Annotated in this window: 12 protein-coding genes; 2 read left to right on the plus strand and 10 right to left on the minus strand. The window is 69.4% G+C overall.

The window, feature by feature from the left end:
* Window positions 1–74: 74 nt before the first annotated feature.
* Window positions 75–1,535, minus strand: coding sequence for an IMP dehydrogenase (gene guaB, locus QMK61_RS00335; RefSeq protein ID WP_302069670.1), 1,461 nt, complete (start codon window positions 1,533–1,535; stop codon window positions 75–77).
* 299 nt (window positions 1,536–1,834) lie between these two features.
* The gene (gene folD / locus QMK61_RS00340; RefSeq protein WP_302069672.1) at window positions 1,835–2,704 is read right to left on the minus strand and encodes a bifunctional methylenetetrahydrofolate dehydrogenase/methenyltetrahydrofolate cyclohydrolase FolD; all 870 of its coding nucleotides are present in this window, start codon (window positions 2,702–2,704) and stop codon (window positions 1,835–1,837) included.
* A 59-nt stretch (window positions 2,705–2,763) separates the two neighbouring features.
* Between folD and QMK61_RS00345 the strand changes: the two genes are divergently transcribed.
* Window positions 2,764–3,315: a GNAT family protein gene (locus QMK61_RS00345; RefSeq protein WP_302069673.1), complete on the plus strand. Its 552-nt coding sequence runs from the start codon at window positions 2,764–2,766 to the stop codon at window positions 3,313–3,315.
* On the opposite strand, the gene moeB is transcribed toward QMK61_RS00345, so the two are convergent.
* From moeB to ndk, 8 genes are all read right to left on the minus strand, one after another.
* On the minus strand, window positions 3,312–4,481 hold the full coding sequence (gene moeB / locus QMK61_RS00350; RefSeq protein ID WP_302069674.1) for a molybdopterin-synthase adenylyltransferase MoeB: 1,170 nt from the start codon (window positions 4,479–4,481) through the stop codon (window positions 3,312–3,314). The genes QMK61_RS00345 and moeB overlap by 4 nt on opposite strands.
* A gap of 134 nt (window positions 4,482–4,615) precedes the next feature.
* Window positions 4,616–6,016 carry a ribosome biogenesis GTPase Der gene (gene der / locus QMK61_RS00355; protein ID WP_302069675.1) on the minus strand — a complete coding sequence of 467 codons (1,401 nt, stop codon included), beginning with the start codon at window positions 6,014–6,016 and terminating at the stop codon, window positions 4,616–4,618.
* Between the two features lie 36 nt (window positions 6,017–6,052).
* Window positions 6,053–7,267: an outer membrane protein assembly factor BamB gene (bamB, locus tag QMK61_RS00360; RefSeq protein WP_302069676.1), complete on the minus strand. Its 1,215-nt coding sequence runs from the start codon at window positions 7,265–7,267 to the stop codon at window positions 6,053–6,055.
* Complete coding sequence (locus QMK61_RS00365) at window positions 7,264–7,914, minus strand: tetratricopeptide repeat protein (RefSeq protein WP_302069677.1); 651 nt, start codon at window positions 7,912–7,914, stop codon at window positions 7,264–7,266. Before QMK61_RS00365 ends, bamB begins: the two co-directional genes overlap by 4 nt.
* Window positions 7,915–8,079: 165 nt before the next feature.
* On the minus strand, window positions 8,080–9,081 hold the full coding sequence (locus tag QMK61_RS00370) for a helix-turn-helix domain-containing protein (RefSeq protein ID WP_302069678.1): 1,002 nt from the start codon (window positions 9,079–9,081) through the stop codon (window positions 8,080–8,082).
* Window positions 9,078–9,857, minus strand: a complete 780-nt coding sequence (pilW, locus tag QMK61_RS00375; RefSeq protein ID WP_302069679.1) for a type IV pilus biogenesis/stability protein PilW — start codon at window positions 9,855–9,857, stop codon at window positions 9,078–9,080. The genes QMK61_RS00370 and pilW overlap by 4 nt, the downstream gene beginning before the upstream one ends.
* On the minus strand, window positions 9,847–11,004 hold the full coding sequence (rlmN, locus tag QMK61_RS00380) for a 23S rRNA (adenine(2503)-C(2))-methyltransferase RlmN (protein ID WP_302069680.1): 1,158 nt from the start codon (window positions 11,002–11,004) through the stop codon (window positions 9,847–9,849). The genes pilW and rlmN overlap by 11 nt, the downstream gene beginning before the upstream one ends.
* 136 nt (window positions 11,005–11,140) lie before the next feature.
* Window positions 11,141–11,566 (minus strand): nucleoside-diphosphate kinase, encoded by a 426-nt coding sequence (gene ndk, locus QMK61_RS00385; RefSeq protein ID WP_302069681.1) that lies wholly within the window; start codon window positions 11,564–11,566, stop codon window positions 11,141–11,143.
* 228 nt (window positions 11,567–11,794) lie between these two features.
* Here ndk and QMK61_RS00390 point away from each other — a divergent pair, with 228 nt between their 5' ends.
* Window positions 11,795–12,409 carry a TetR/AcrR family transcriptional regulator gene (locus QMK61_RS00390; RefSeq protein ID WP_302069682.1) on the plus strand — a complete coding sequence of 205 codons (615 nt, stop codon included), beginning with the start codon at window positions 11,795–11,797 and terminating at the stop codon, window positions 12,407–12,409.
* The last annotated feature ends 20 nt before the right edge of the window (window positions 12,410–12,429 follow it).

The following is a 12,429-nucleotide window of genomic DNA, read 5'->3' on the forward strand; positions in this document are numbered from 1 at the left end:
AACCAGAACGCGCGGCTACTGGATTCCGGCCTGCGCCGGAATGACGGTCGGGAGCGCAGTCGCTCCCGCATGCGTCAGGAATTCAGCCGATAGTTCGGCGCTTCCTTGGTGATCTGGATGTCGTGCGGATGCGCCTCGGTGACACCGGCCGAGGTCACCTTGACGAACTGCGCCTTGTGGCGCACGTCGTCGATGGTGGCTGCGCCGAGGTAGCCCATCGAGGCGCGCAGGCCGCCGATCAGCTGGTGGATGATGTTGCGCAGCGGCCCGCGGTACGGCACGCGGCCCTCGATGCCCTCGGGCACCAGCTTGTCGGCGTCGGCCTCGTTGTCCTGGAAATAGCGGTCCTTGGAGCCGAGCTGCATCGCGCCGATCGAGCCCATGCCGCGGTAGCTCTTGTACGAGCGGCCCTGGAACAGCTCGACCTCGCCCGGCGATTCCTCGGTGCCCGCGAACATCGAGCCCAGCATCACGGTGGACGCGCCGGCGGCCAGCGCCTTGGGGATGTCGCCGGAATAGCGGATGCCGCCGTCGGCGATCAGCGGGATGGAATCCTTCAGCGCGGTGGCGACCATGTCGATCGCGGTGATCTGCGGCACGCCCACGCCGGCCACCACGCGGGTGGTGCAGATGGAGCCGGGGCCCACGCCCACCTTCACCGCATCGGCGCCGGCGTCGCGCAGCATCAGCGCGGCCTCGCCGGTGACGATGTTGCCGGCCACCACCTGCACCTGCGGGAACTGCTTCTTGACCCAGGCCACGCGGTCGATCACGCCCTGCGAATGGCCGTGCGCGGTGTCCACCACCAGCACGTCCACGCCGGCCTCGACCAGCGCCTCGACGCGGCGCTCGGTATCGCCGCCCACGCCCACCGCGGCGCCGACCAGCAGCGCCTCGTTGGCGTCCTTGGCGGAGTTGGGGTTGTCGCGGGCCTTCTGGATGTCCTTCACGGTGATCAGGCCGCGCAGGTGGAAGTCGTCGTTGACCACCAGCACTTTCTCGATGCGGTGCTTGTGCAGCAGCAGCAGCACCTCGTCCTGGCTGGCGCCTTCCTTCACCGTGACCAGCCTGTCCTGGCGGGTCATGATGTTGCGCACCGGGTCGTCGGGCTTGCGCTCGAAGCGCATGTCGCGACTGGTGACGATGCCGACCAGCTTCTCGCCCTCCACCACCGGCACGCCAGAGATATTGTGCGCGCGGGTGAGCTTGAGCACCTCGCGGATGGAGGTGTCCGGGCTCACGCTGAACGGGTTGCGGATCACCCCGGCCTCGAACTTCTTCACCAGGCGCACTTCCGCGGCCTGCTGCTCGAGGGTCATGTTCTTGTGGATGATGCCGATGCCGCCCTGCTGCGCCATGGTGATGGCCAGGCGCGCCTCGGTCACCGTGTCCATGGCGGCGGACACAATGGGGATGTTCAGGCGCAGGCCGCGGGTGAAACGGGTGGAGGTGTCGACGTCGCGCGGCAGCACGACGGAATGGCCCGGGACGAGGTACACGTCGTCGTAGGTCAGGGCCTCGGCGAGGATGCGCATCGAAATGTTCCCTGCAAAGAGGGGATTATACGCGAGTGCGAAAGCGGAGGCGAGAGCGGGAGACGGTTCTGCCAAAGATCGGCAAGCGAAGCATGGTGAAGATTGCCCATCTGCCTCGAAGGTCGGGGCAAAGGGCGCCCTCCCCTGCGTGCAGGGGAGGGCTGGGGTGGGGTGCTCTTGGCTTGAAAGCCAAAGCGTGCCCCCTCCCAACCTCCCCCCCCTGCGTGCAGGGGGAGAAGCTCATCCGGCAGCGGGAATATTCCGGCCTGCGCCGGAACGACGAGCAAGAACCGCGGGAGCTAACCCGCCTTCGCGCCCGCGTCGCGCGCCTCGGCCGCTTCCAGCGTGTTCTCCATCAGCGTGGCCACCGTCATCGGGCCCACGCCGCCAGGCACTGGGGTGATCCAGCTGGCGCGCTCGGCGGCCGGGGCGAATTCCACGTCGCCGACCAGCCGGCCGTCGTCGAGCCGGTTGATGCCGACGTCGACCACCACCGCACCGGGCTTGATCCACTCGCCCTTCACCAGCCCCGCGCGGCCCACCGCCACGATCACGATGTCGGCCTGGCGCACGTGGCTTTCCAGGTCGCGGGTGAACTTGTGGCAGCAGGTGGTGGTGCAGCCGGCGATCAGCAGCTCCAGCGCCAGCGGCCGGCCGACATGGTTGGACACGCCCACCACCACCGCGTGCTGGCCGCGCACCGGGCGGTCGGTATGGCCGAGCAGGGTCATCACGCCCTTGGGCGTGCACGGGCGCAGGCCGAAGCGGCGCAGCGCCAGGCGCCCCACGTTCACCGCCTGGAAGCCGTCCACGTCCTTGCCCGGGTCGATGCGGTCGACCAGCGCGTCCTCGTCGATGTGCGCCGGCAACGGCGACTGCACCAGGATGCCGTGCACGGCCGGGTCGGCGTTGAGGCGGTCGATCAGCGCGAACAGCTCCGCCTGCGTGGTGGCGGACGGCAGGTCGAAGTCAAAGGAACGGAAGCCCACCTGCTGGCAGGCCTTGCGCTTGTTGCGCACGTACACCGACGAGGCCGCGTCGTCGCCCACTAGCACCACGGCCAGGCCCGGCGCGGGCAGGCCCTGCGTCTTGCGCTCGCCGACCCGGCGGCCGATGCGCTCCAGCAGTTCCTGCGCGATGCGTTTGCCGTCGAGGATGCGTGCGCCCATGGTCGTGCCTGGTCCGTAAACCCGGCATTATCGCGGCAGGCCACTCCCTGCACAAACCCATGACCGACCCTGTTCCCCTGCCCCCTCCCGTCCTGACCGACGGCGAGCTGCTCCTGCGGCCCTGGCATCATGCCTCGATGGACACCATCGGCCGGTGGATGAACTGGTGCACGCCCGGTTATTCGAACGCCGATGCCCTGCTCTGGATGCGCGACGTCGAGCGAGGCTGGGCAAGCGGCGAGGGGGAATGCGCCCTCGCGGTCACGGTCGGCGGAGGACAACCGCTCGGCTGCGTCGGCCTCAACCAGTTCCGGACCGAGTACCGGACCGCCAACGTCGGCTATTGGGTCGGCCAGCCGCACCAGGGGCAAGGACTCGCCGCACGGGCGGTGCGGCTGCTGGCGCCCTACGCTTTCGAACGGTTCGGCCTGCGCCGGCTGGAGATCGTGGTGGCCGAGCACAACCTGCCCAGCCGGCGGACTGCCGAAAAGGCCGGCGCGCGCTTCGAAGGCATCGCCCGCAAGCGGCTGGTGGTCCATGGCGAATCGGTCCATGCGGCGATGTATGCGCTGGTGGCGGAAGACCTCCGCCAGGCTGTGGCGGCGCCCTAGCCTGCCGCCGCGCAGAAGGCGGCGATGTCCTCGTAACCGTGGAAGACCGCGCCGGCACCGCAACCGGGACAATGCGGGTCGCGCGGCAGGCGCGTCTCGCGGAAGCGCATCGCCAGTGCGTCGAACGAGAGCAGGCGGCCGACCAGCGGCTCGCCGGCGCCCAGCAGCAGCTTCAGCGCCTCGGTGGCCTGCAGCAGGCCCACGATGCCGGGCAGCACGCCCAGCACGCCGGCCTCGCTGCAGTTCGGCGCCTCGGCGGCCGCGGGTGGCTCGGGGAACAGGCAGCGGTAGCACGGCGCATCGTCGCGGCGCGGGTCGAACACGCTGACCTGGCCGGTGAAACGCTCTACCGCGCCGTAGACCATCGGCAATTTCAGCTGGCGCGTGGCGGCGGCCAGCAGGTAGCGCGCGGGGAAATTGTCGGCGCCGTCGATCACCAGGTCGTGGCCGTCGAGCAGGCGCTCCACGTTGTCCGCGCGCAACCGTTCGTTGCGCAGCTCGATGCGCACGCGCGGGTTCAGCGCGTTCAGCGCGATGCGCGCCGATTCGGTCTTGGCCATGCCCACGCGCGCATCGGCATGGATCACTTGGCGGTGCAGATTCGAGCGCTCCACGCGGTCGTCGTCGACCAGGGTGAGCTCGCCCACCCCGGCCGCGGCGAGGTACAGCGCCGCCGGTGCACCGAGGCCACCGGCACCGAGCAGCACGACCTTCGCCGCCGCCAGCTTCGCCTGCCCGGCCTCGCCGACCTGCGGCAGGCGCAGCTGGCGCGCGTAGCGTTCGACGGCATCGGCATCGAGCGCGCCCGTGGCGACCGGCAGGCCCTCCGCCTTCCAGCGCTCGAAGCCGCCGGCGACGGACTGCACGTTGCGATAGCCCAGCCGCAGCAACGCCTCGGCCGCCAGCAGCGAGCGCATGCCGCTGCCGCACAGGGTGAGGATCGGGCGCTCGCGGTCCGGCTCGGCCTGTTCGATGCGCAACTCGAGGAAACCGCGCGACAGTCCCAGCGCCCCGGCAGGCGAACCGGCGACGCGCTCGCCATCCTCGCGCACGTCGACCAGCAGCGCGCCATGCGCCTGCAGCGCCAGCGCCTGGGCGGGCGCGGTCTCGGGGATGCGGCCGCGCAGTTCGGCCAGCCAGGTGTCGCGATTCGGCGGAAGAGACATGGCAAGAGTGTAACGCGCGCTCCCTCGCCCCTCCGGGGAAAGGAGAGGGGCGGGCTGGGCAGGTTCGTGCTTTCCGCGGAGCGGCAACCCGCGACAGGCACGGCCACCATGGATGCCGGTTCGGTGGATCCGGTCTATTTCCCGCGCCGCTTCATCTCGCGGATCATCCGCTGGCGCTTGCGCTGCTGCGCCTCGGTGAGCACGTTCTTCCTGCCGGCGAAGGGGTTCTCGCCCTCGCGGAATTCGATGCGCACCGGCGTGCCCTCCAGCTTGTAGCGCTGGCGGAAGAAATTCTCCAGGTAGCGGCGGTAGGCCGGCGCGATGTGCTTGGTGCGGCTGCCGTGGATGACGATGGTGGGCGGGTTGCTGCCGCCGGGGTGGGCGAACCGGAGCTTCGGCGCGTGGCCGCGCACCAGCGGCGGCTGGTAGCTCTCGTAGGCTTTTTCCAGCGTGCGGGTGAGGTCGGACGAACCCAGTTCCCTGGTCGCCGAGGCGTGCGCCCGTACCACTGCGCGCATCAGTTCGCGCAGGCCGGAGCCGTGCAGGGCGGAGATGAACACGGTCTTCGCCCAGTTGACGAACTGCAGGCGGCGCTCCAACGCGCGCTGGCACTGCTCGCGCTGGTAGGCGTCCAGGCCGTCCCACTTGTTGACGGCGACCACCAGCGCCCTGCCCTCGTCCATCGCATGGCCGATCAGGGTGAGGTCCTGGTCGGCGAGGTTCTCGCGCGCATCCACCAGCACCACCACCACCTGGGCGGCGGCGATGGACTGCAGTGTCTTGATGACGCTGAACTTCTCCACCGCTTCCTCGACGCGTGCCTTGCGCCGCACGCCGGCGGTGTCGATCAGCGTGTACCTGCGGCCGTCGCGTTCCAGCGGCACCCGGATCGGGTCGCGGGTGGTGCCGGCCACGTCGGAGACGATCAGGCGGTCCTCGCCCAGCAGGCGGTTGACCAGGGTGGACTTGCCCGCGTTGGGACGACCGACGATGGCGACGCGAATGCCGTCGTCCCCGCCCTCCGCCAGTTCCTCGTGCGCGTCTTCCGGCAGCAGCGGCAGCAGCGTGGCGACCAGTTCCTCGGTGCCGCGGTTGTGCGCGGCCGACAGCGGCAGCGTGGCGGCGATGCCGAAGCGGGCGAACTCGGCCAGCGCGCCGGCCAGGTCCAGGCCGTCGGTCTTGTTGACCGCCAGCACGACCGGCTTGCCGCTACGACGCAGCTCGTCGAGGATGTTGCGGTCCTGCGGCAACAGGCCGTCGCGCGCGTCCACCACGAACACCAGCGCCTGCGCCTCCTGCACGGCCAGGCGCACCTGCTTCGCAGTGAGCCCGTCCAGGCCGTCGTCCACGCCGGACAGGCCACCGGTGTCGACCACCACGAAGGGGCGTGCGCCGGTGCGGCAAATGCCGTAGTGGCGGTCGCGGGTGACGCCCGGCAGGTCGGCCACCAGGGCGTCGCGGCTGCGCGTCAGCGCGTTGAACAGGGTCGATTTACCGACGTTGGGGCGACCGACCAGGGCGACGACGGGCAGCATGGCGAAGCATGGTTCCTTGACGTGCGGGCGCGGGCGTCAGCGCGCGCCGAGGCGATAGGCGGCGATGTGGCCCGCCACGTCCTCGATGTAGGCCACGCCGCCCACCACCACCGGCTGTGCCCGGATCGCCTTCTTGGACAGGCGCTCGCGCGCAGCCAGCGCGCCGTCGCCGGTCTGCAGCCAGTGCACGTAGCCGTACATGTCGCCCGCGACCACGTAGTCGCCCTGCACTTCCGGCGCGCTCAGCCAGCGGTAGCGCAGCTTGTCGTTCTTCCACATGTCGGCGCCGGTGCTCTTGTCGAACGCCCACACCTGCGCGGTGTCGTCCACGCCGTAGACCGCGTTGCCGTGCACCGCCAGCGAGGTGTAGGTGGAGAACGGGTGCGCCCACAGCGGGCGGCCGCTGGGGCCGTCCACCGCGGTGAGGTTGCCGTGGTAGGCCGCGGCATACAACGTGCTGCCGTCGAGCAGGATGCCGCCGTCGGCGTCGTCCAGGCGGTCGATGTCGGTGCGGCCTTCGCCGCTGGCCAGCTTCTGCTCCCACAGCTTCTCGCCGTTGTCCTCGCGCAGCGCCACCAGCTTGCCGTCGTCGCTGCCGTAGAACACCACGCCGTTGGCGGCCAGCACCTCGCCGTTGCCGCGCAGGCTGAGGCTGGGCACGCTGCCCTGGTCGTACACCCAGCGGCGGTCGCCGGTGCTGGCGTCGAGGCCGTACAGGCGGCCGTCCTGCGTGCGCACCACCACCAGGCCGTGGTCGATCACCGGGGTGGTGATCACCTCGGAGGGCAGCTCGGCGGTCCAGCGCGGCTTGCCGTCCTTCGCGTCGAAGCCGTAGACGTGGCCGTCCAGCGTGCCCACCGCCAGCAGGTCGCCGGACACGGCGGGGCCGCCGGCGTAGTAGGAATCCTTGCGCTTCTTGTCGCCCCAGCCGAACCAGCCGTGCTGGCGCGAGTGGTTCGACCACAGCTTCTTGCCGCTGACGGCGTCGAAGGCGGCGATGCTGCCGTCGGTGCTGACGGCATACAGCACGCCGTCGACCACCGCCGGGCGCAGCCGCACGCCGCTCACGCCGGCACCGTCACCGACCCTGGCCTTCCACAGCCGCTGCACCTGCACGGTGGGCCGGAAATGCTTTTCGAGCGGGGTCGGCGGCTCGATGTTCTCCTTCTTGAAGGAGTGGCAGCCGGCCAGCGCCACCAGCGAGGCCGCCAGCGCGATCGTGCACGCCCGTTTCATCTGTCCTGCTTTCATGCACCCTGCTTTCCGGCCACGGCCAGGTCGTCGATTTTCATCTGCAGGTCACCGCCCTGCAGCCCGGATTTGTCCAAGGCGGCCTCGGCGGCCTGGTAAGCCTTGCGCGCGTCGTCGGGACGCTTCAGCTTGACCAGCGCATCGCCGCGTAGTTCCTGCACCAGGCCCGGATAGTCGGCGGCGGGGATCTTGTCCAGCGTGGCCAGCGCCTGGTCGGCGTGGCCCTGCGCCAGCTGCACGCGGGCGATGCGCAGCCCGGCCAGCGACTTCAGCGCGGGCGAGTTGGCGTGCTGCTGCGCCCAGTCCAGCGACACCAGGGCCTTGTCCAGCTGGTTGGCGCGCACGTCCTTCGCCGCGCGGTCGGAGACGGCGAACATCGCGTAGGCGGTATCGGCGTAGTCCTTCATCAGGCCGGCGATCAGCGCGTCGGCCTGGTCGCCGTGGCCGGAGGCCAGCGCATCGCGCACCTGCTGGTAGATCTGGGCGGCGGCGGCCTGGTGGTTCGCCTGGTGCTTGCGCCATTGCTGCCAACCGAAGATCGCGACCAGCCCGATCACGATACCGACCACGATGGACACGCCGTTCTGGCGCAGCCATTTCTGTACGCGTTCGCTCTGCTCGTAGTCGTCGTATGCGTCGAATGCCATGCAATCACCGTGTAGGGCTGCGCCAGCGGGCGCCGTTGTCGATACCTGCGGCGGCGCCAGCGCCGCGCCCGCAAGGGAGCCGCCCGGACCACGGGCGGCGAATGGTCAAGCATAACCGATTGCGCCGCCGGCGCGGCAGGCCGCGCGGCGTGGCGCGTATGGCGCTCAGGCGCCGGCAGGCTCGGCCTTGCCGTCCTCGATGGCGACGCGGAAGTGCGCCACGTTGGCGTGGCGGTAGTCGTCCAGCGACACCGGCTGGCCGTCGAGGCTGGCACTGGCGCCGTCGGCGTTGCCGATGCGCACGTTCAGCGACTGGTCGCTGCGGTAGGTCTTGACGGTGCCCGCCGGCAGCAGGCTGTACTCCAGCCGGCTGCCGTCGGCGGACGTCACCTCGACCCAGCTGTTGTGGTCCAGCGACAGCACCAGGCTGTGGTCGCCGCTGCCGATGCTGGTCGCGGCGGACCCGGCCGGATGCGCGCTGGCGGCCACGTCGGCGGCGAGGCTCGGCACCGGCATCATCGACGCCATCAGCGGCTGGTCGACTTCCGGCGGCTTCACCACCGGCGCCGGCAGCGCGGCCTTGACCGCATGCGTCGCGCCCTTGCCGGCGGACGCGGCGTCCTGCTGCGCCACCGGCGTGGCGTCGAGCGGCGCCAGCCGGCTCATGTCGCTGTTCAGCGTGCCGCGCACGCCAAGCCAGATGATGGGCACGGCGATCACCACGGTCAGCACCACGTAGGTGGCGGCGGTGGCGTAGCGCTCCAGCAGGTAGCGCGAATGGGAGATGCCTCCGGTGGCCACCAGCGCCGGGCTGGCCGGCACCACGTCGTTCTGCTTGATGCGCGCGATCTCGGCCTGGATCTCGCCTTCGTCGATGCCGAGGTAGCGGCCGTACTTGGCGATGTAGCCGGTCAGGTAGACCTGGTAGTCGATGCCCTGGCGGTCTTCGCTTTCCAGCTGGCGCAGCACGCGCACCGGCAGGCGCAAGGCCTGGCCGCAACTTTCCAGGTCGAGCCTGCGCGCCTCGCGCGCGGCGCGCAGGCGGGCGCCGAAGCCTGGCTCCGGCGCGGGCACGGCTTCGCCGTGCGGCGGCTCGGCCGGCACGGCATCGAACAGGTCGGGGACTTCAGACGTCGTATCCCCCGGGCGGGACGGCTGAACGGTCATGGCTTGGCGGCGGCGTTGAGGGCCTGCGCCTGTTCCGAATCGGGGAACTGGCTTTGCAGACGCTTGTTGTAGTTGCGGGCAGCGTCCGTATCGCCCAGGCGGAGTTCGATGTCGTGGCCGAGCTTGAGCGCGGCCGGACTGCCCTGGCCCAGCGCCTCGTAACGCTGCAGGAAGGCGCTGGCGTGGAAGGCGTCGTTGGACAGGTACATGGCGCGGGCCATCTGGTACAGCGCCTCGCCGTTGTTCGGGTCGAGCTTGAGGGCCTGGCGGAAGCTGGCCTCGGCGCCGGCAGTGTCGTTCGTGCGCAGGCGGCAGACGCCGTCGTTGGTCCAGGCCAGGGCCGGCGTGCCGTAGAACGGGTCGGCCAGGGCGCGCTGGAAATACGGCAGCGCCTCGGCGGTCTTGCCCTCGCGGCACAGGAAGGCGCCAAGGTTGTTGTTCGGCATGCCCTTCTTGGGCTCCAGCTCCACCGCGCGGCGGTAGTGCTTCTCGGCGTCGGGCAGGTCGTTGATGCGCTCGTAGATCACCGCGATCACGGTGTGCGCCGGCGCGTAGTCGTCGTCGAACTGCAGCGCCAGCTTGAGCTTCTGCAGCGCCGACTGCAGGTCGCCGATCTGCATGTAGTGCTGGCCCAGTTCGGTGTGGATGCGCGCGGCATCCTCCGCCTGTTCGGCCTTGCTGGTGGTGGGCAGCTTCTCGTGGTTGCCGCCGGTGCTGACGCAACCGCCCAGCGACACGCACAAGGCAGCGCCCAGCAGGAAACGATCAAGCCGCATGCATGGTCCCCTCTTCCAGTCGCTTGCGGAATTCGGCCTGGCGGCGCGTGCGGTCCAGCACTTGTCCCTTGAGCTGGCCGCAGGCCGCGTCGATGTCGTCGCCGCGCGTGCGGCGCAGCATGGTGAGGATGCTCCCGTTGAGCAACTGGGTCTGGAACGCGCGGATGGTGTCGGCGTCCGAGCGCTCGAAGCGCGTGCCCGGGAAAGGGTTGAACGGGATCAGGTTCACCTTGGCGCTGCCGGTGGGCAGCTTGCGCATCAGCCTGATCAGCTGCCTCGCATGCTCGGGCTGGTCGTTCACGCCCTTCATCAGGGTGTACTCGAAGGTGATCGAGGTGCGCGGCCGGCGCTCGATCCAGCGCTGGCAGGCGCCCAGCAGCTCGGCGATCGGGTAGCGCTTGTTGAGCGGCACCAGCTCCGTGCGCAACTCATCGTTGGCCGCGTGCAGCGACACCGCCAGCGAGACGTCGATGGCCTCGGAGAGCTTGTCGATCATCGGCACCAGGCCGGCGGTGGAGAGCGTCACGCGCTTGGAGGCCAGGCCGAAGCCCAGGTCGTCGCGCATCAGGCTCATCGCCGCGACCACGTTGTCGAAGTTCAGCAGCGGCTCGCCCATGCCCATCATCACCACGTTGGTGATACGGCGGTTCTGGTGCGTGACGTTGCCGAGGTGCTTGGCGGCCACCCACATCTGGCCGATCACCTCGGAGGTGGCCAGGTTGCGGTTGAAGCCCTGCGTGGCGGTGGAACAGAACTGGCAGTTCAGGCCGCAGCCGACCTGCGAGGACACGCACAGCGTGCCGCGCGTCGGCTCGGGGATGTAGACCGCCTCGACCGCGTTGCCGCGGTCCATGCCGAGCAGCCACTTGTGCGTGCCGTCGGCGGCGGCCTTGTCGAACAGTGTCTTCGGCGGGCCGACGTAGCACGAGGCCTCGAGCTTGGCGCGCAGCGCCTTGCCCACGTCGGTCATCTTGCCGAAGTCGTCTTCCAGGCGGTGGTAGATCCACTTCATCACCTGCTCGGCGCGATACGGCTTCTCGCCGAGTTGCGCGAAGAAGTCGCGCAACCCCTGGCGGTCGAAGTCGAGCAGGTTGACCCTGTCGGCGGCGCCGGGCTGGTCGGATGAAGTGGCGGCTACCTGGTTCATGTCCCTGTTTCAGAGTTTCAGAGTGCGGCCATGGATGGCCGCTTTTTGATCTTCGCGTTCACGGATGAACGCCCTGGTTCAACTCGTGCGGCCATGGATGGCCGCTTTTCGATCTTCGCGTTCACGGAAGAACGCATCAGCGCGAATGGACTTCCGTGGAAGCGAAGAAGTACGCGATCTCCACCTTCGCGGTCTCGGCGGCGTCGGAACCGTGCACGGCGTTGGCGTCGATCGAGTCGGCGAAATCGGCGCGGATCGTGCCCGGCGCGGCTTCCTTCGGGTTGGTGGCGCCCATCAGCTCGCGGTTCTTGAGGATGGCGTCGTCGCCTTCCAGCACCTGGATCATCACCGGACCGGAGATCATGAAGTCGACCAGCGCCTTGAAGAACGGGCGCTCGCGGTGCATCGCATAGAAGCCCTCGGCCTCCGCGCGCGACAACTGCTTCTGCCTGGCGGCCACGATCTTCAGGCCGGCCTTCTCGAAACGGGCGTAGATCTCGCCGATCACGTTCTTGGCGACGGCATCGGGCTTGATGATGGAAAGGGTGCGCTCCAGCGCCATGGATATCTGCTCCGGGAAGGAATCGTCGGGAAATGTGAAGAATCGGTCGAGGTCGCCGATTGTGGGCCAAATACGACTCGAAATGCGGATTTAGCTCACGAAAGTCTGACAGATTCTAACCCAGACGCAAGTCGCGGGCCCGCGACTGGCAAACGACCGTTTGACTCGCGCCAGGTACCTGCCTATGCTCAAACGATCGTTTGATTTTCCTCGCCCGGCGGAATCCGCGTGAACCACCCAGCCTCGACCAAGGACCGCATCCTCGCCGCCGCCGAGAGCCTGTTCGCGCAGCGCGGCTTCGAAGGCGCCTCGCTGCGCCAGCTCACCGCGGCCGCGGGCGTGAACCTGGCCGCGGTGAACTACCACTTCGGCTCCAAGGAACGGCTGGTCGAGGAAGTGTTCCGTCGCCGCCTGGACGCCCTGAACCAGCGCCGCCTGGCCGCGCTGGCGCGGGTGGCCGGCCGCGACGACACGACCCTGGAGCAGGTGCTGGACGCCTTCATCCGCCCGGCGCTGGAGCTGTCCCACGACGACCACGGCGCGCTGTTCATGCGCGTGCTGGCGCGCGCCTTCGCCGAGCACGACGACCGCCTGCGCCAGTTCCTGTCGGAGAACTACGGCCACGTGATCCGCCAGTTCACCGCGGAGTTCGCCCACCTGCTGCCGCACCTCAGCAAGGCCGAACTGTACTGGCGCATCGACCTGGTCACCGGCGCGCTGACCCATGCCATGTCCGGCTTCGGCATGATCCAGCGCAAGGGCGACGTCAGCGAGAGCGCCCATCGCGAACAAACCGTCGCGCATCTCGTCCGCTTCGCGGCCGCCGGCCTCAGCGCACCCTGAACCCTTTCACCGGCCGACGA

The sequence above is a fragment of the Fulvimonas sp. R45 genome, from assembly GCF_030504985.1.
Lineage (GTDB): Bacteria > Pseudomonadota > Gammaproteobacteria > Xanthomonadales > Rhodanobacteraceae > Rhodanobacter_A.

Coding starts and splice junctions, on each gene's coding strand:
- rlmN (WP_302069680.1), bottom strand. CDS start 11,004: ATGAACCAGGTAGCCGCCACTTCATCCGACCAGCCCGGCGCCGCCGAC.
- QMK61_RS00370 (WP_302069678.1), bottom strand. CDS start 9,081: ATGACCGTTCAGCCGTCCCGCCCGGGGGATACGACGTCTGAAGTCCCC.
- guaB (WP_302069670.1), bottom strand. CDS start 1,535: ATGCGCATCCTCGCCGAGGCCCTGACCTACGACGACGTGTACCTCGTC.
- QMK61_RS00365 (WP_302069677.1), bottom strand. CDS start 7,914: ATGGCATTCGACGCATACGACGACTACGAGCAGAGCGAACGCGTACAG.
- pilW (WP_302069679.1), bottom strand. CDS start 9,857: ATGCGGCTTGATCGTTTCCTGCTGGGCGCTGCCTTGTGCGTGTCGCTG.
- QMK61_RS00345 (WP_302069673.1), top strand. CDS start 2,764: ATGACCGACCCTGTTCCCCTGCCCCCTCCCGTCCTGACCGACGGCGAG.
- ndk (WP_302069681.1), bottom strand. CDS start 11,566: ATGGCGCTGGAGCGCACCCTTTCCATCATCAAGCCCGATGCCGTCGCC.
- folD (WP_302069672.1), bottom strand. CDS start 2,704: ATGGGCGCACGCATCCTCGACGGCAAACGCATCGCGCAGGAACTGCTG.
- moeB (WP_302069674.1), bottom strand. CDS start 4,481: ATGTCTCTTCCGCCGAATCGCGACACCTGGCTGGCCGAACTGCGCGGC.
- der (WP_302069675.1), bottom strand. CDS start 6,016: ATGCTGCCCGTCGTCGCCCTGGTCGGTCGCCCCAACGTCGGTAAATCG.
- bamB (WP_302069676.1), bottom strand. CDS start 7,267: ATGAAAGCAGGACAGATGAAACGGGCGTGCACGATCGCGCTGGCGGCC.